The sequence below is a fragment of the Candidatus Methylomirabilis sp. genome (assembly GCF_028716865.1).
In the GTDB taxonomy this organism is placed as follows: Bacteria; Methylomirabilota; Methylomirabilia; order Methylomirabilales; family Methylomirabilaceae; genus Methylomirabilis.
Genome location: NZ_JAQUOY010000019.1, coordinates 11,310 through 27,235, shown reverse-complemented (window position 1 = coordinate 27,235; position 15,926 = coordinate 11,310). Strand labels below are relative to the sequence as shown.

Below are 15,926 nucleotides of genomic sequence, written 5' to 3'. Positions count from 1 at the left end.
GAGGGTGGAGGGAATGAGCGACACGAAACATGAGGGGAGACCCTCCAGATGGAGCGGGAACGGAACCGGTGTTTCCGTCGCGTTCTTCTACGGGTCTCTGCTCCTGCTCTTCTACCTGACCTACCTGATCCTGATTCCCTTCGCGTCCCCAATTCTCTGGGCGGTCGTACTGGTCATTGTCTTTCAACCGGTCTATCGCCGGTTGCTGCAGTGGCTCGTCGGCAAGTCCGGGCTGGCGGCCCTTTTACTGACGATCACTGTGATTGTGGCCGTGATGGTCCCGGCCATCCTGTGCGGGTGGGTGCTGACGCGCGAAGCCGCCGGCTTCTATCAGGCAACAGAGCGCCTCTATCAGCAGCAGGGACTGGAGGGGATTGCGTCCCACCCGGTCGTGATGGCCGGCCGGGTCTTTTGGGACCGCGTGAGCCTACTCTTCAAGCCTCTGGGCTTCGATCTGAACGCGCTGCTGCTGGACGGTCTGGGCGCCATCAGCAGTTTTATTGTCGACAACCTCAAGGGGATCGCCCTCAACCTGTTGAGCTTTACGGTCAATTTCTTTCTCGCCGCCTTTACTTTCTTCTTCTTGCTCCGAGACGGTGAGGCGATCGTCCGCAGTCTCCAGACGTTCTTACCGCTTGAACGAAGGCATGCCGAGGTACTCTTTTCTCGCCTCTACGACGCTGTGTCGGCCGTTGTCCGCGGCACGCTTGTGACGGCCCTGGCGCAGGGCGTCCTTGGAGGAGTAGGGTACTGGAGCTTCGGTGTCCCGTACCCGGTCTTTCTCGGGCTGGCCACCGCCCTCTTCTCATTACTCCCGGTTGGCGGGTCGGGGTTAATCTGGATCCCGGCAGCTATTTATCTGTTTCTGGAGGGAAGCTGGATTCGCGGCATCTTGTTGCTCGCCTGGTCGACGGTAGTCGTCAGCACGGCTGATAATGTGCTGAAACCGGCTCTCATCTCAGGCGGGACCAATCTGCCGACGCTCTTCCTGTTTTTCGGCATGCTTGGCGGTCTTCAGGTATTCGGTATCCTCGGGTTTATCCTGGGGCCCGTGCTTCTCGTGACGCTCTCGACTTTTCTTGAAATCTATGTGGAGTTATCGTCAGCCCCGGCCGATCAGCCTATCGGAGGCGAGCAGGGCAAATGATGATCAGGCAAGGACCTTTCAGATTTTATGAAAAGGGGTAAAGGGTCTCAGGACCTCAGTAGGCTAGAGTAAATCAAGCAGGTTTTATCCCGTCTGGACCTGCTCCGTGGAGATTGTGCACCACCACCGTTAATAGCCGCCTCTGCGACCACCGCCACCGCCACCACCACTGCGATATCCGCCACCGCCACCACCACTGCGATATCCACCGCGACCGCCACCGCCACCACCGCGAGGGGCCTGTTCCTTTGCCTCATTGACCGTCAGTGCCCGGCCACCAAGCTCTCGCCCGTTTAAGGCCTGGATGGCGGCCTGGGCGTCGCTCTGGTTCTCCATTTCGACGAAGGCAAAGCCCCGGGGTCGTCCGGTATCCCGATCGGTAATGATCTTCACATCGGTAACCACGCGACCACCCTCTTCAAAGAGGGCGCGGAGCGCAGATGCATCCGTATCAAACGGGAGATTGCCTACATACACTCGTGTCCCCATACTCTCGGAACTCCTTTCGTCGGCCTGCGGCCGACTTCTCACGGGTAATTCGATTGGTGCCATCGCCATGGCCCCGCCTTCCACGGCTGGCTTCATCCACCCGGACCCTTCCGGGGGACTTAGAATTCCGACTGGTCGCGGCGAACTGCGCGAGCCGCCTGGCGGCGAAGTCTGCGTGCGGCCTCACGAACCTTTCGGCGACGCTTCTCCCCCGGCTTCTCGTAGTGCGCTCTTCGTTTCAGTTCCTTCAAGATCCCATCGCGCAAGATGAGCTTCTTGAAGAGTCGAATAGCTGATTCGACCCCTCGACCGTCTACTTTGACCTCGAGAGGGCGATGCCGAGTTCCTTTATCGAACCTCGAACCCCCGCTCGTTTCCTCAATGCTATCGTCAGGAGCCATTATCCCTCTTCATCACAGCGTCGTTTCCCGCTGACATGATTCACGGTCTTAGAAACGAAAATACCGCGAGCCCATGGTCCTCGCGGTGTTTTCTGTAAACGTAAACGCAGCCCTCAGACCAAAAATCGATTAAGCATAAACATCCCTAGCGAATTTGTCAAGGATAATTAGCTGAAACCCTATCGACGCCTCAACCAGTCCTTGCGCCCACCCTAATCCTGATGTATAAGAGAGGTGGCGAAGGAAAAACGGATGGGGCTGCGTAAGCGGCAGCCCAGCTCGAAGTAGGAAGCAGGACGAAGATGATATGCCGACTTCAGTCCAAGAACAATACGTAAATTTTGCTTTTTACAAGGTTGACTTGGCCTGGCGACGCCTTCCGAAAGAGGAGCGCGAGACAAGTAAAAAGGAGTTCAGCGCCGCGGTGGAGCAGTGGCGTGAACGGATGCTGCTGATCCCGTACTCCACCGTAGGGCTGCGGCCGGACACCGACTTTATGCTCTGGCGGATCGGTGACTCGCTGAGGCTGTTTCAGGAAATGTCACGACAGATGAACGGGACGGTGCTTGGCGCCTACTTGACGACACCCTACTCATTCGTTGCCATGGCTCGGCGCTCGATCTATGTTACTAAGCATCTCCATCCAGGCCAGGAGGGCCGTCGATCGACAATCATCCCCGGTGAACATCAATACCTGTTCGTCTATCCGTTCGTCAAACAACGGGACTGGTACCTGCTGCCGCTCGATCGGCGTCAGGAGATGATGAATGTCCATATCAAGGTGGGCCACAAGTTTCCATCGGTGAAACTGAACACCACCTACTCATTCGGCCTCGATGATCAGGAGTTTGTGGTCGCGTTTGAGAGCGATCAGCCGGCTGATTTTGTGGAGCTTATCATGGCGCTCCGCGAGACCGAAGCCAGCCGTTTTACCCTTCGCGATACGCCGATCTTTACCTGCATTCAAAAGACCATTCACGAGACCCTGGACGACCTGGGCTAGAGAGCGGACAGCGCATGGAGACATCTCTCATCCGGATCGGACATAGTCCGGACCCGGATGATGCATTCATGTTTTACGCCCTGGCGAAGGAGCGACTTCACGCGGGCCGGTTTCGCTTCCAGCATATCCTCGAAGCGATCGAAGTCCTGAACAGTTGGGCGATGGAAGGCAGGCTGGAGGTGACGGCGCTTTCGGTCCATGCGTATGTGTATGTGGCTGACCGCTACATCCTGCTACCGCATGGCGCCAGCATCGGACGGAACTACGGGCCGATCCTCGTAGCGAAGCCAGGGCTCGATCTCGCCGAACTCCGCGGTAAGCGAATTGCCATCCCCGGTAGACTCACGACGGCTTTCCTCGTACTGCGGCTGTACCTGGATGAGTTTCAGGCCGTGTCTGTTCCCTTCGAGCGGGTCTTCGACGCGGTCGAAAGCGGCGAGGCGGATGCTGCTCTTGTCATCCACGAAGGACAGCTCACCTTCGGCGCCCGCGGTTTCATCAAGTTGGTGGATCTTGGCGCCTGGTGGTACGAGCGGACCGCGCTGCCGCTGCCGCTTGGAGCCAACGCCATCCGTAAGGATCTGGGTGAGTCATGTTGCCTGGAAGTCTCGAAATACCTTCAGGCCAGCATCGACTATGGCCTGGCTCACCGACAGGAGGCGCTCCAGTACGCCCTGCAGTTTGGCCGCGGTATGGAGGAGGCTCTGGCTGATCGATTCGTCGGCATGTATGTGAACGAGGATACTCGCGTTTGGAATCAGGAATGCAGACGGGGCCTCGAACATCTATTGAATTTGGCATGGGAGCAGGGCGTGATCACCAAACGAATCCACCCGGAGTTCCTCCCGGATTAAGTCCCCTCTTCCTCGTTGTGTCACACCCTCGATCTAAGCCACAACTCCCAGCAAGTCCTACTCCTCAGTAACGCATCTCATCAGTAGTCCATTACTTCCCATGCTGCTGCAGCTAACCCAGCCAGAGGTGCGAAGGCGCCGGCGTCCCACGCTCATTCAGGTCTGAGGGGACGAAGGCCGGAGCAGGATGAGGAGTAGGAAAGCTGAAAGGCCGGCCAGGGCGGCGCCGACGGTGAACGCCGGCCCGGCGCCAAAGTGCTGGTAGAGGTACCCCATCAGCAGACTGCTAGGCAGGGCGGCGATCCCGATGCAGAAGTGAAAGAGGCCAAAGGCGGAGGCTTGGCGGTCCGGGGAGACCAGATCGACGATCAGCGCGCGCTCTCCTCCTTCGGTGAGTCCGAAATACAGGCCATAGAAACCGATGAGCACCCAGATATGCCAGGGCTGACTGGCGGCGCCGAAACCCAGGTAGGCGAGGGCGTACACCAGCCATCCGGCGATGATTGCGCCTCGCCTGCCCCTGAGGTCGGAGAGTATTCCGCCCGGCATCCCCGTCACCGCCTTGACCAGGCTGAAGACCATCCAGAGCAGCGGCAGGTGGGCAACGGCGATGCCGACTTCCTGCGCTCGCAGCAGCAGGAAGGCATCGCTGGAGTTGCCCAGAGTAAACAGCGTTACGACGAGGAGGAAGCGAGTCAGTTGTGGATCCATGCGACTGGCGCTTGGTGTCGCTTTATGGGCTGCTGTGGGATTGACCTGGATCTCGCTTACCTTCAGGACGAGAATAAGAATCGAGAAGACGCCAGGGATCGCCGCGAGCAGGAAAAGGGTCCTGAGCCGACCACCCATGAGCAGGAGGAGCACATAAGCCAGGGCCGGCCCGGCCACGGCCCCCAGGTGGTCCATCGAGCGATGGAACCCGTAGGCCTTTCCCCTGATGGCCAAGTCGGTAGAGCCGGCGATCAGGGCATCCCTCGGGGAGGTGCGCAGCCCTTTGCCAAGACGGTCCGCAAACCGCACCATCAGGACGTGCCAGGGGGCGAGGGCGAGGGCGACGAGGGGGCGGGCGACTGTGGACAGGGTATAGCCGACGACCACCAGGCCTTTTCGCCGGCCAAGCCGATCGGAAAGCCACCCGGAGAATAGCTTGGTTAGGCTGGCCGCGCTCTCGGCGATCCCTTCCACCAGGCCGATGAAGGTCTGGCCCGCTCCGAGCACGGTGGTCAGAAACAGCGGCAGGAGCGGGTAGATCATCTCCGCGCTGACGTCGGTGAGCAGGCTGACCAGCCCGAGCGCCACTACGTTCCGGCTGAGGCCGAACATGCGAACCCCCTGACTACCTGACGCGGTAGGTCTCTATACGCTCATGCGCAGCGCCCCGACCCAGCCAACCGGATGTCAGGCTCGTTCGCCCTTCCAAGTTTTTGTAGACGTTAAAAAAATGCTCGATTTCTTTTAGTACGTGAGGCTCCACGCTCACGAGATCCTCGATCCGCTGATAGCGCGGATCGCCGTGGGCCACGGCGAGGATCTTCTCATCGATCCCCTTCTCATCGACCATGTCCAGCATCCCAACGGGTCGGGCTTCGACCAGACAACCGGGGAACGTGGGCTGTGAGATAAGGATCAGGATGTCGAGCGGGTCCCCATCTTGACCGAGCGTGCCCGGGATAAATCCGTAGTCAGCCGGATAATGCACCGGAGAGTACAACACACGGTCCAGCCGAAACACGCCCAGGCTCATGTCATACTCGTACTTGTTGCTGGAGCCCGAAGGGATTTCCACGACGGCGTTGACAATGACCGGGGCGCTATTGCCAATCGGCAGGCTTTTGAAGTTCACCGTCGAATCCTCCTCAATTGACGTACAACAGTGACAATCATTTGAGTGTGCCCTGCTCAAGGATAGAGGTCAGTTGATCGATCAGCTCAGCGCTGAGCGGCAGCTTGCGCAGAGCATCCACGGTTCCGGGCAGATCGTACTTGGCGCGCCTCAGCTCAACAACGCCGTCTTCGATGATGGCGTAACTCGTCTCAGGGTTGCCATCTTTTGGCTGACCCACACTGCCGGGATTGACGACGATCCGCGAGCCGATCCCCCGCACCATCGGCAGGTGCGTATGTCCCAGGAGGATAAAGTCAGCCTTGATCCCTTCGATCTGTTCGCGGAGCTGATCGTCGGGCAGCTCCGGCGTGATCTCATATCCGTACAGCGGGTCGTGAGGTGTCGCATGGAAGGCGGCAAAGCGGTACCCGTCGAGCGTAAACTCAACCGAGTTGGGTAGTGCCCGTAACCAGTCAAGCTCCTCGCTGTTCAAGAGGCTGCGATGGCAAGCGAGGGTCGATTCCGCCAACGCCTTCAGATCCGGCGAGCAACGGCACTCGACGTCAAGCGCCAGGGCATTGTCGTGATTGCCACGGATGGTCGCGAAGGCGTGTTCTCTGATGAACCTGATGACCTCGCTTGGGGAGGGTCCATAGCCGACAAGATCGCCAAGACAGATCAAGCGGTCGAACCTCTCCGCTGTGACGGCTTCCAGCGCCGCCGGATTCGCGTGCAGATCGGAAAGCAGCAGTATTCTCATGAAGTGGTTACCTCGGGATGTGCTGCATTATCTCACGATGGAGCCTGTCTCGAAAGAACTTCGTGACGCGGCTCACGGTTTCGGTTTCGGTTCTTCCGACAGTAGCGTTGGTACGAGGAAGATCGGCCTTCCCGCCAGGGGAGAAAGCCGTTTCTGTGCTCCTCCTCCTTATTTTAAGGTGGCCGTGCGTTTGAATCACCAGCAGCGGGTGGGTGGACCTACGGGAGTTGTCCGAGAAAAATACGTAGTTATACGCATCCTATCTACGTAAATATACGCTTGCATGTGTTAGGTGCTCACCTCCATAATAAAATCAGAATTGTGGGTCTATCCGGCCTGAGGATCATTCTGGAGCGCCGTGAAGTGTGAAAACGAGACGAAACAGAAAAGGGACATGTCGTGAAGCATCGGGTTGACAATAAGAGCCATCAGCGAACAGACTGCCCGCAGGCGCTGCTGACGAAGATGCTGGCTGGCGTAATTCATAGGGTCGCCAGGCAGATCCACCCATCGGTGTTCCAAGATATCGTTCGCGGTATAGGGACGGAGCATGGTCGGCTGGCGGCTTCCGAATGGCGGCTGACGCATGGCGTGGAGAGACGATGTGACCGTCGAACGTCCGCCCAGTGCCTGGAGGCGGTAGGGCAGCAATGTGGGTGGAACCTTCAAGCGACGGTCGAGTCGGCTGACACACTTCGCGTCAACGTGCTGGAGTGCCGGTTCACGGAACCGCGTGAGTATGGATTCTACCTGTGTGACCTGGCCGCGGGGCTCTGTGCCGGGGTTGTGGCGGAGACGCTCGGCTACGCAAAGATCTATGCCGACCAATGTCCAGAGACACCGCCGCTTCACTGCGTCTTCACGATCTACCTCGACGAGTCCGAGGATCACCTCGCCACACCCGACATCATCCATCCGCACACGGAACAAGGGTCGGTTCTGGTCGCCGAAGGGTCGCTGGAGAGTGTACAAGACCAGCGTCTGACCCCGCGCGAGGTGCAGGTCCTCCGGCTCATTGCTCAGGGCCTTTCCGATAAGAAAATCGCCGCAACGCTCCGGCTGTCGGTTCGGACCGTCGAGAACCATACCGCGCGGATCCGTTAGAAACTGTGTATCGATAGCCGCACCGGGCTGGTCCGATTTGCGTATCGCACGCATCTGATCGAGCCCTGAAGACGCCGCGAGAAAGCTGCGGAGGGCTCAACACACCGAGTTCTCTGCCCATGGGTGCGCCGCATCGGTACAATTCATGAGTTTTCAACGACATTAAGTAGTTGTACTCTTGCATTAGGAAGAGTATTACTATAAAAGTAACACTCGGAGTAAAGAATAGTAAACAACAGTATGTCATAGCACGCTATGAGTGTTCAGCCTGATTCACGTCAGCTTCCATCACGGTTGCGGTGGATTTCACGCATCGCAAGCGTGAGCGCGGTCCTGGTCGCCGGCCTGGTCCTAGTCGGCTGGTGGTTTGACGTGGATATCCTCAAGAACCCGGCGCCGCAATTTCCTACCATGAAGGCCAACACGGCGCTCGCCTTTGTCCTGGCCGGTCTCGCTCTCTGGTTGTCACGCGCAGCGTCCACTAATAGATGGAGTCGACGGGTCGCGCAGATCCCTGCATCGATCGTCGTGCTGATCGGTCTGCTCGCACTCAGCGAATACCTGTACGAATATCTGTTTGGGCAGGACCTGGGAATCGACGGACTGCTGTTGCAGGAACGCAGGAACCTGGTACCGCATCTGAATCCAGGCCGGATGGCGTTTACGAGCGCACTGAGCTTTCTGCTGCTCGGCAGCGCCCTCCTGCTGCTGGATGTGAAGACTCGCAGCGGCTATTGGCCTGCTGAGCACGTGGCCGTTGCGGTCTCCTCGGTGGCGTTCTTGACCCTCGTGGCCTACCTCTACGGCGGGGTCGCGATCCATCAGGTTTATCCTTTCGCGACAGTCGCCCCGCCCACGGCATTGCTGTTCCTCGCGCTGTCCATCGGTGTCGTGTTCGCTCGAGCGCAACACAGGATTGTAGGCGTTATGACGAGCGATGCGGCTGCTGCCGCCGCGATGCGGCGGCTGCTGGTTGTCGCAATCCTTCTTCCGATCTTGGCGGGTTGGATACGGTTAAAGGGGCAGCAGTTCGGCTTCTTCAACACTGAGTTCGGACTGGCGATTATCGTAGTGTTCGCGATCGTCGCGTTGACAGGAAGCATCTACTGGCAAGCGACGTCGCTGATTCAGGCGGAAGAGTATCAGCGTGGGATCAATAAGGTGTCCGCGCTCTTAAGCCAGTCGTTCATGCTGGAAGATGTCTTTCCCGGCGTTGCGACAGTCATCACAACACTGGTTCCCTGCGATCGGATCTGCGTCGTGGTCCGGGAAGGGGAGAAGCTGGTCGCGACGCTGTCGTTCGCCGAGCCTTCTCTAAAGTGTTTCCACGGGAAGACATGGCATTCGTCGGGCAAGACAGCCGTCGAGTGGGTTATGGACCACAAAATACCTCGGCTGATTCGGGATCTGCAGCATGAGCAGACCTTTGCCGATGAGGTATTCGTCGCGCGGGAGGGGATCCGTTCGACCATGATCCTGCCCTTGCTGGTCGGTGGGGAGGCGGTCGGATCCATCACGCTGGACAGCCGGATGCCCGGCGCCTACACGCAGGATCATGTCACGATACTGAGTAATTTCATGGAACCGCTCGCCTCAGCCGTCCGGAATGTCCAGCTCTACGCGCAGGTGGTAGGCTACTCCCAGAATTTGGAGGACCTGGTTCAGGAGAGAACGCGAGAGTTGCAGGCGGCCAACGGCCACCTGGCGGATGCCTCCCGCCACAAGTCCAACTTCCTGGCCAACATGTCCCACGAACTGCGGACCCCCCTCAACGCCATCCTGGGCTTTGCCGACCTACTGTGCGACCAGACCGTCGGGCCGCTGACCCCCAAGCAGGCCCGTTACGCCAACCACATCCAGACCAGCGGCCGCCACCTGCTCGCGCTGATCAACGACCTGCTGGATCTGTCCAAGGTCGAGGCGGGCAAACTGACCCTGCGTCTCGAGTCGCTCGCGCTCTCCGAGGCACTCGCCGCCACCGTCTACGAGATCCGGCCTGTTGCTGATGCCAAGCGCCTCACTATCGTGTCGGATATTGACAGTGCGCCGATCACCCTCACCGCCGACCCGGTTCGGTTTAAGCAGATCGTCCTTAACCTCCTGTCGAATGCCATCAAGTTTACCCCAGAGGGCGGCCGGGTTACGGTCACCGCCCGCACCCCAACCCCCAGCTTCTCGAAATCTCCTGATTATGCGGAGATTTCGGTCGCGGACACCGGCATCGGGATCGCGGCGGAGGATCTCCCTCGCCTCTTTGAGCGCTTTCGGCAGCTTGAGACCACTCAGCAGTCCCAGGGGAGCGGGTTGGGCCTTGCGTTGACCAAGCAGTTGGTCGAACTGCACGGAGGGACGATGGCGGCCGCGTCGGCCGGCCCAGGCCATGGGAGCACCTTCACGGTGTGGCTGCCGCTGACGCCGCCCGCGAGCCGGGACATGGGGGAAGAACGATGACACCGGCCGTAATTTTGATCGTGGAGGATGATCCGGCGGGCCGAGAGCTGGCGAAGGAGGTTCTCGACGCCGCGGGATATACCGTCCTGTCGGCGGAAGATGGCCGTGGCCTGCTGGAACGGGTCAAAATCGAGCGGCCGGATCTCATCCTCATGGACCTGCAACTCCCGGGTATCGACGGTTTGACGCTCATCCGTCAGCTCAAGGCTGATGACGAGACGCGACAGATCCCGATCGTGATAACGACCGCCTATGTCCATCCGGAACCATATGCAAAGGCCCTGGAGGCCGGTTGCGTCGCCTACCTCACCAAACCCCTCAATTCCCGGATCCTGTTACAGACCGTCGCTACCCTGCTGAGACGCTGAGTCGCGGACACCCATGCGCAGATTCGAGCCAATGAGTCATCCCGCGCAGGTCCGCAGCGCGCTTGGGATCGGCAGCCGCACGGCGCTGGTCCGGTTTGCGCTTCGCGCTCCGGTAGTCGATACGCCGTAAACCCGTGCGGAGGAGTAAACTTGGGCTGGTAGAATTACCCTTGTCGCACTATACTGATTGTAAATTTACCAATTACTGTGTGCCCAGGTATGGTTCTATGGGAGGATGTCTTATCTTGATATCCTCTTGCAGGACACAAGGGCGTGGCGGGGGAGTGTGTATGGCGCGTGAAGCTCGTGACAAGAGTAGGCAGCGCCAGAACTCTGAGCGGACACTGGGAGCCAATGCGCTGTCCGGACTCATCCAGGCCGTCGCGAGACACCTCGACCCTGTGGTGCTTCAAGAGATGATGCGCGGTGTCGGAGCGCAGTTGGGACGTCAGGCGTTGTTGGAGTACTGCCAGACGCGTCACGTGCGTGGACGCCCGAATAGCTATACCTGGGCCGAGTGCCTGAAAAAGCTGGGGGACCAGTTCGGATGGACGCTTCGAGTCGCGGTCGAGTCGGAAGGCGTGATTCGGGTCACCGTGCTGGGGTGCCGGTTAGCGGAGTCGAGTGAATCCGAATCGTACCTGTGCGAGTTCGGGTCCGGGCTCTTTGGCGGGGCCATGGCGGAGGCGATCGGCGACGTCAAGGTCTGTATGAGCGAATGCTCGGGGACGCCGTCGCTCAATTGCGCCTATGTCATCTACTATCGAACATCTCCGGAGAGTCTGGCGACGCCCGGTATTGTCTATTCACAGATTGGAGATCGGGTGGCCCAGCGTGCGCAGGGGCAGCCGGATTGCGTCCAGGGTACGCGTTTGACGGCTCGTGAGACCCAGGTGCTTCAGCATATCGCGCAGGGTTTACCCGACAAGAAGATCGCCGCAGCGCTTCAACTGTCCGTGCGGACCGTCGAGAACCACGCCGCGCGAATCCGCAAGAAGCTTGACATCGGAGGTGGCCGCACCGCGCTGGTCCGGTTTGCCTTTCAGAATCGTCTGATCGATCTATTCTTTACTTACTTCCCTGTCATCCCTCTCATCTCCACACTCGCCATTCCATTGTCCTAAGATTGCCTTTGCGGTGGCCATAGAGCCTGTTCTGTAGACTCATAATTACCCTTCGACACGCTCAGGGTGAACGGTATGGGCATTGAAAACATTGAGGTTATTCCGTTCGTGCTGAGCCTGTCGAAGCATAAAAAGAGGTTTGCGGGACAGTCTCCATAGTGTATGATTTCGCCAGAACGGTAAAAGTCTGCGTTAAAACAAGGAGGCGCATAATTGCGCAGCTTTCAGCAAGCGATAGTAAATGAAATTCTCCCTACGGTCAGCAAGCCGTCTCGCTATATCGGCATGGAGTGGAACGCCGTCAAGAAGGACCCCGCCGCAACATCTGTCAAGATTGCCCTCGCCTTCCCCGATACCTACGAAATCGGCATGTCCCATGTCGGCCTGAAGATTCTGTACCAGATCTTGAACCGACGGCCGGAGTTTATGGCGGAACGGGTCTATGCGCCCTGGACCGATGCGGAGGCGCTGCTGCGGCGGGGGCGGATTCCGCTCTGTACCCTTGAGTCCGGTTACAGCCTGGCCGATTTCGATCTGATCGGCTTCACGCTGCAGTACGAACTGTCCTACACTACCATCCTGAACATGCTGGACCTGGCCGGCGTCCCCTTGGGGAGCGCTGAGCGACGGGAAGGCGATCCGTTTGTGATTGCTGGCGGGTCCGTCGGCTTCAACCCCGAGCCGATCGCGGAGTTCATCGATCTGTTCGTTCTGGGCGACGGCGAAGAGGTCGTCCTCGAGGTCTGCGAGGCGACAGCCGCGTGGAAAGCCTCAGGCGGGCGGCGTGACGCGCTGCTTGAGGCATGGGCCAGGATCCCTGGCTGCTACGTCCCGGCGTTCCACCAGGGCGAGACCATCCGCAAGCGGACGGCAATCCATCTGGACGGGATCGATTACGGCGCCTTCCCGGTCCCCTTCATGGAGATCGTCCACGACCGCGTGAGTATCGAGGTGATGCGGGGCTGTACCCAGGGGTGCCGGTTTTGCCAGGCAGGCTACCTGTACCGACCGCTCCGGGAACGATCGAGCGAGGAGATTCAGCAATTGGCTATGCATGCAGTCCGGCAGACGGGATACGAAGAGGTCTCGCTCGCCTCGTTGAGCATCGCCGATCTGACGGTCCTGCCCGACGTGGTGCCCGCATTGATGGACCGGCTCCTGCCGGAAAAGATCTCACTGTCGCTTCCCTCTCTCCGGGTCGAAACGCTGAACCGGTTTCCGCAGGTGGCCGAGGAGATCAGCCGGGTTCGGAAGACCGGCTTCACCATCGCGCCGGAGGCCGGCAGCAGTCGGCTTCGGAAGGTGATCAACAAGGAGGGGTTCGACGAGGAGCAGATCTTTACGGCCGTGCGGAACGCTGCTAAGGCGGGTTGGGAGTCGGTCAAGTTTTACTTTATCATCGGACTGCCGACCGAGACGCAGGAGGACCTGGATGACATCGTCCGGATCACGCGGGAATCGGCGAGGATCGCGCGGGCCGAGTCGGCGAGAGGCTTTGGGCTGACGGTCAGTACCTCCTCGTTCGTACCGAAACCGCATACGCCCTTCCAGTGGTGTGCCCAGGAGCCGATGGAGGTACTCAAGGACAAGCAGGACTTCCTGAGACGAAGGTTGCGGGAACTCAGGGTGTCGTATAAGTGGCATAACGTCCAGTCCTCGTTTCTGGAGGCGGTCTTCTCGCTGGGCGACCGTTCACTTGGCCGCGTCGTCCGGCGCGGCTACGAGCTGGGGTGTCGGTTGGACGGCTGGACCGAACACCTGAAGTTCGACCGGTGGATGCAGGCCTTCGACGAGACGGGGATCGATCCGAGGGCGTTTGCGAATCGGCCGCGTAACGTGGATGAGCCGTTGCCGTGGGATCATATCGACTCCGGCGTCAACAAAGCGTTCCTGCAGCGGGAGTACAAGAAGGCTATGGAGGTTCGCGGGACGCCCGATTGCCATACGGCCGCCTGTACGGCTTGCGGCGAGATCTGCATGCCCAACTGGCCGACCTGGGCAGAAGAGGTCGGGATGGAGGTGTCGAGTGTCGATCGTCGAGCGTCGAGTTCACATTGTGAGATTCCCGACTCAACGCTCAACGCTCAACGCTCAACACTGCGCGAGCCGAGCGAAGCGCCGGTACAGCGCATTCGGTTTATGTTCCAGAAGATCGGGATGCTCCGGTTTCTGTCGCATCTGGAGTTGATGCGGGCGCTGGGCCGAGCGCTGCGTCGGGCCGGGGTCGCCGTAGCCTACTCGCAGGGGTTTAACCCTCAGCCGAAGCTGTCGTGCGCCCTCGCGCTTCCGGTGGGGGTTGAGGGGCGGCAGGAATTGGCGGACATCGAGCTTCGTGCGGCCATGGCACCGGAGGAGTTGGTGGCGCAGGTCAATCGTTGCCTCGCGGCCGAACTGCAGTTGCTTCGCGCCTGGGAGGTCCCATTGACGGCGCCATCGCTGACGACGTTGGTACGGGAGGCCGCCTATCGCGTGTCGTTGCCGCTGAACGGCTGTGCCCAAGAGATCGGCGAGCGGCTTCGCGCTCAGGCGCTCTGCGATGAGTGGCTCGATCGACCCAGCATTCTGGTGAGCGTAGAGCGGAAGGAGAAGCGGATCGAGGTAGACGCCCGTCCGCAGATCCGGGAGTTGGTAGTCTTGGGGGAGGAAGAAGGCGCGCTTCGCTGGGACATCCGGCTGAGCACGGGTCAGGGTGGTGGTGTACGACCGCACGTGATTATGGCTCACCTTTTGAAGGAAACCCTCAACGGCCGGTATGATGGGTGGGAGACAAAATTGCGCGTGGCGAGAACAGCCCTGATCCTGGACGGCGACCAATGAAACGCGAGATCATCGTCAACTCTTCTATCGTGGAAACCCGGGTAGCCGTCCTGGAGGACGGCGTGCTGGTCGAACTACTGATCGATGACTCGAAGAACAAGAGCATCGCCGGAAACATCTACAAAGGGCGTGTCCTGAAGATCCTTCCCGGGATGCAGGCGGCCTTCGTGGATTTGGGCCTGGCGAAGGATGCCTTTTTGTACGTCCGGGACATCTTCGAGGACGTGGAAGAGTATGAGCAGTTACTCACCATCGGGGAGGAAGGCGAGCCGACAGAACCCCTCTCCGAGGAGCCGAGATCCGGCTTCCCTCGAGGTCGTCGCCCACAGGCCAGCATCGAGGAGCTCCTGAAGGAGGGCCAGGAGATTGTCGCACAGGTGGCTCGCGAGCCGCTTGGGACCAAGGGCGCTCGTATCACCTCTCACATCACCCTGCCAGGCCGCCACTTGGTCTATATGCCGACCGAGCAGCACGTCGGGGTCTCGCGGAAGATCGAGGACGAGGCGGAACGATCCCGGCTGAAGCAGATCATCGAAGAGATCAACCCTCAACGGGAGGGGGTCATCGTCAGGACTGCCGGGATCGGCAAGGGGAAAGCGGAGATCGAGGCCGATCTCGAGTTTCTCCGATCCCTCTGGAAAAAGATCAAAGGCAAGGCCGAAGCGCTCGCTGCCCCGTCATTGGTCCAGAAGGACCTGGACCTGATCTTCCGGATCTTCCGCGACCTCTTCACGAAAGAGGTGGTCCGCCTAGTCGTGGACAGTCCGACGGAGTACGAGCGATGCCTGGAGTATGCCGAATCGCTGCATCCCGATCTGAAGTCGCATCTGTTTCTGTACACCGAGGACGAGCCGATCTTCAAGTCGTTCGGTATTGAACGGGAGGTCGAGAAGGCGCTGCGACATAAGGCGTGGCTTAAATCAGGGGGCTATATCGTGTTGGAGGAGACGGAGGCGCTCGTCTCCATCGATGTCAACACCGGAAAGTACGTCGGCAAGCACGATTTTGAAGAGACGGTCCTCAAGACCAATCTGGAGGCGGCTCTAGAGATCGCGCGCCAGGTGCGCTTACGAGACCTGGGTGGGATCATTATCATCGATTTTATCGATATGGCTCGGCAGGAGAGTCGGGATCGTGTGGTCCAGGAGTTGAAGGAGGCGCTGAAGCCCGACCGCTCCCCCACCAACGTCTCGCTCCTATCAGAGCTTGGCCTGGTCGAGATGACGCGGAAGCGAGTCCGCCAAGGCTTGAACAAGGCCTTGAGCGCGTCCTGCCCCGCGTGCGGCGGTCTTGGCTACATCCGCTCAACCCCCTCCATCGCCCATCAAGTCCTCCGAGAGGTCGAGTGGCGGCTGTCCCGCAAGCAGATCCCCCTGGTCCGGATCCGGGCCCACCCCGATCTGATCGGCTGGTTCCAGGCGGAAGACGGCGAGGAGATCGAAGCGCTCCAGCAGGCCTATGGCGGGGAGATCATCCTGGTTCCGGAAGAATCGTTGGCCCCCGGAAAATACCAGTTGCTGGAGGGATAGCGTAGAGCCGGACCTCATTCTCGGCCGTAAGAACCTTCACCGCTTGACAGACGC

The 15,926-nt window shown here is 59.6% G+C and carries 14 protein-coding genes; 9 read left to right on the top strand and 5 right to left on the bottom strand.

Translation table 11 applies throughout. From position 1 onward, the window contains the following. The first annotated feature begins 13 nt into the window (after positions 1-13). Positions 14-1,147: an AI-2E family transporter gene (locus PHV01_RS08780; RefSeq protein WP_337290780.1), complete on the top strand. Its 1,134-nt coding sequence runs from the start codon at positions 14-16 to the stop codon at positions 1,145-1,147. Between the two features lie 129 nt (positions 1,148-1,276). Here the strand turns inward: PHV01_RS08780 and PHV01_RS08775 are convergent, their stop codons facing one another. Further along, positions 1,277-1,636, bottom strand: coding sequence for an RNA-binding protein (locus tag PHV01_RS08775; RefSeq protein ID WP_337290779.1), 360 nt, complete (start codon positions 1,634-1,636; stop codon positions 1,277-1,279). Positions 1,637-1,755: 119 nt separating this feature from the next. After that, a complete protein-coding gene (gene rpsU, locus PHV01_RS08770; protein WP_337290778.1) occupies positions 1,756-2,037 on the bottom strand; it encodes a 30S ribosomal protein S21 in 282 nt (93 codons plus the stop codon). A gap of 307 nt (positions 2,038-2,344) precedes the next feature. Between rpsU and PHV01_RS08765 the strand changes: the two genes are divergently transcribed. Then, on the top strand, positions 2,345-3,040 hold the full coding sequence (locus PHV01_RS08765) for a chlorite dismutase family protein (protein WP_337290777.1): 696 nt from the start codon (positions 2,345-2,347) through the stop codon (positions 3,038-3,040). 14 nt (positions 3,041-3,054) lie between these two features. Then, positions 3,055-3,894, top strand: a complete 840-nt coding sequence (locus PHV01_RS08760) for an MqnA/MqnD/SBP family protein (protein WP_337290776.1) — start codon at positions 3,055-3,057, stop codon at positions 3,892-3,894. Positions 3,895-4,050: 156 nt separating this feature from the next. Here the strand turns inward: PHV01_RS08760 and PHV01_RS08755 are convergent, their stop codons facing one another. Genes PHV01_RS08755 through PHV01_RS08745 form a run of 3 tightly spaced genes read right to left on the bottom strand, consistent with a single transcriptional unit; the run spans position 4,051 to position 6,479 of the window. Continuing rightward, entirely contained in the window at positions 4,051-5,217 is a 1,167-nt protein-coding gene (locus PHV01_RS08755; protein ID WP_337290775.1) for an MFS transporter, read from the bottom strand. A gap of 13 nt (positions 5,218-5,230) precedes the next feature. Next, positions 5,231-5,737 carry an inorganic diphosphatase gene (locus tag PHV01_RS08750; protein ID WP_337290774.1) on the bottom strand — a complete coding sequence of 169 codons (507 nt, stop codon included), beginning with the start codon at positions 5,735-5,737 and terminating at the stop codon, positions 5,231-5,233. A 37-nt stretch (positions 5,738-5,774) separates the two neighbouring features. Next, complete coding sequence (locus PHV01_RS08745) at positions 5,775-6,479, bottom strand: metallophosphoesterase family protein (RefSeq protein WP_337290773.1); 705 nt, start codon at positions 6,477-6,479, stop codon at positions 5,775-5,777. Between the two features lie 399 nt (positions 6,480-6,878). Here PHV01_RS08745 and PHV01_RS08740 point away from each other — a divergent pair, with 399 nt between their 5' ends. The 6 genes from PHV01_RS08740 to PHV01_RS08715 all read left to right on the top strand — a co-directional run bounded on the left by PHV01_RS08740 (position 6,879) and on the right by PHV01_RS08715 (position 15,872). Further along, on the top strand, positions 6,879-7,583 hold the full coding sequence (locus PHV01_RS08740) for a helix-turn-helix transcriptional regulator (RefSeq protein ID WP_337290772.1): 705 nt from the start codon (positions 6,879-6,881) through the stop codon (positions 7,581-7,583). A gap of 321 nt (positions 7,584-7,904) precedes the next feature. Next, positions 7,905-10,034, top strand: coding sequence for a GAF domain-containing sensor histidine kinase (locus tag PHV01_RS08735; protein ID WP_337290771.1), 2,130 nt, complete (start codon positions 7,905-7,907; stop codon positions 10,032-10,034). After that, positions 10,031-10,402, top strand: coding sequence for a response regulator (locus tag PHV01_RS08730; protein WP_337290770.1), 372 nt, complete (start codon positions 10,031-10,033; stop codon positions 10,400-10,402). The genes PHV01_RS08735 and PHV01_RS08730 overlap by 4 nt, the downstream gene beginning before the upstream one ends. A gap of 290 nt (positions 10,403-10,692) precedes the next feature. After that, positions 10,693-11,526: a LuxR C-terminal-related transcriptional regulator gene (locus PHV01_RS08725; protein WP_337290769.1), complete on the top strand. Its 834-nt coding sequence runs from the start codon at positions 10,693-10,695 to the stop codon at positions 11,524-11,526. Positions 11,527-11,739: 213 nt separating this feature from the next. Further along, positions 11,740-14,343 (top strand): TIGR03960 family B12-binding radical SAM protein, encoded by a 2,604-nt coding sequence (locus tag PHV01_RS08720; RefSeq protein WP_337290768.1) that lies wholly within the window; start codon positions 11,740-11,742, stop codon positions 14,341-14,343. Then, complete coding sequence (locus tag PHV01_RS08715) at positions 14,340-15,872, top strand: Rne/Rng family ribonuclease (RefSeq protein ID WP_337290767.1); 1,533 nt, start codon at positions 14,340-14,342, stop codon at positions 15,870-15,872. The genes PHV01_RS08720 and PHV01_RS08715 overlap by 4 nt, the downstream gene beginning before the upstream one ends. The last annotated feature ends 54 nt before the right edge of the window (positions 15,873-15,926 follow it).

What these genes read in the sequence shown, in the direction of transcription:
- PHV01_RS08755 (WP_337290775.1), bottom strand. Translation starts at nt 5,217, where the DNA reads ATGTTCGGCCTCAGCCGGAACGTAGTGGCGCTCGGGCTGGTCAGCCTG.
- PHV01_RS08730 (WP_337290770.1), top strand. Translation starts at nt 10,031, where the DNA reads ATGACACCGGCCGTAATTTTGATCGTGGAGGATGATCCGGCGGGCCGA.
- PHV01_RS08775 (WP_337290779.1), bottom strand. Translation starts at nt 1,636, where the DNA reads ATGGGGACACGAGTGTATGTAGGCAATCTCCCGTTTGATACGGATGCA.
- PHV01_RS08745 (WP_337290773.1), bottom strand. Translation starts at nt 6,479, where the DNA reads ATGAGAATACTGCTGCTTTCCGATCTGCACGCGAATCCGGCGGCGCTG.
- PHV01_RS08760 (WP_337290776.1), top strand. Translation starts at nt 3,055, where the DNA reads ATGGAGACATCTCTCATCCGGATCGGACATAGTCCGGACCCGGATGAT.
- PHV01_RS08725 (WP_337290769.1), top strand. Translation starts at nt 10,693, where the DNA reads ATGGCGCGTGAAGCTCGTGACAAGAGTAGGCAGCGCCAGAACTCTGAG.
- PHV01_RS08715 (WP_337290767.1), top strand. Translation starts at nt 14,340, where the DNA reads ATGAAACGCGAGATCATCGTCAACTCTTCTATCGTGGAAACCCGGGTA.
- PHV01_RS08780 (WP_337290780.1), top strand. Translation starts at nt 14, where the DNA reads ATGAGCGACACGAAACATGAGGGGAGACCCTCCAGATGGAGCGGGAAC.
- rpsU (WP_337290778.1), bottom strand. Translation starts at nt 2,037, where the DNA reads ATGGCTCCTGACGATAGCATTGAGGAAACGAGCGGGGGTTCGAGGTTC.
- PHV01_RS08765 (WP_337290777.1), top strand. Translation starts at nt 2,345, where the DNA reads ATGCCGACTTCAGTCCAAGAACAATACGTAAATTTTGCTTTTTACAAG.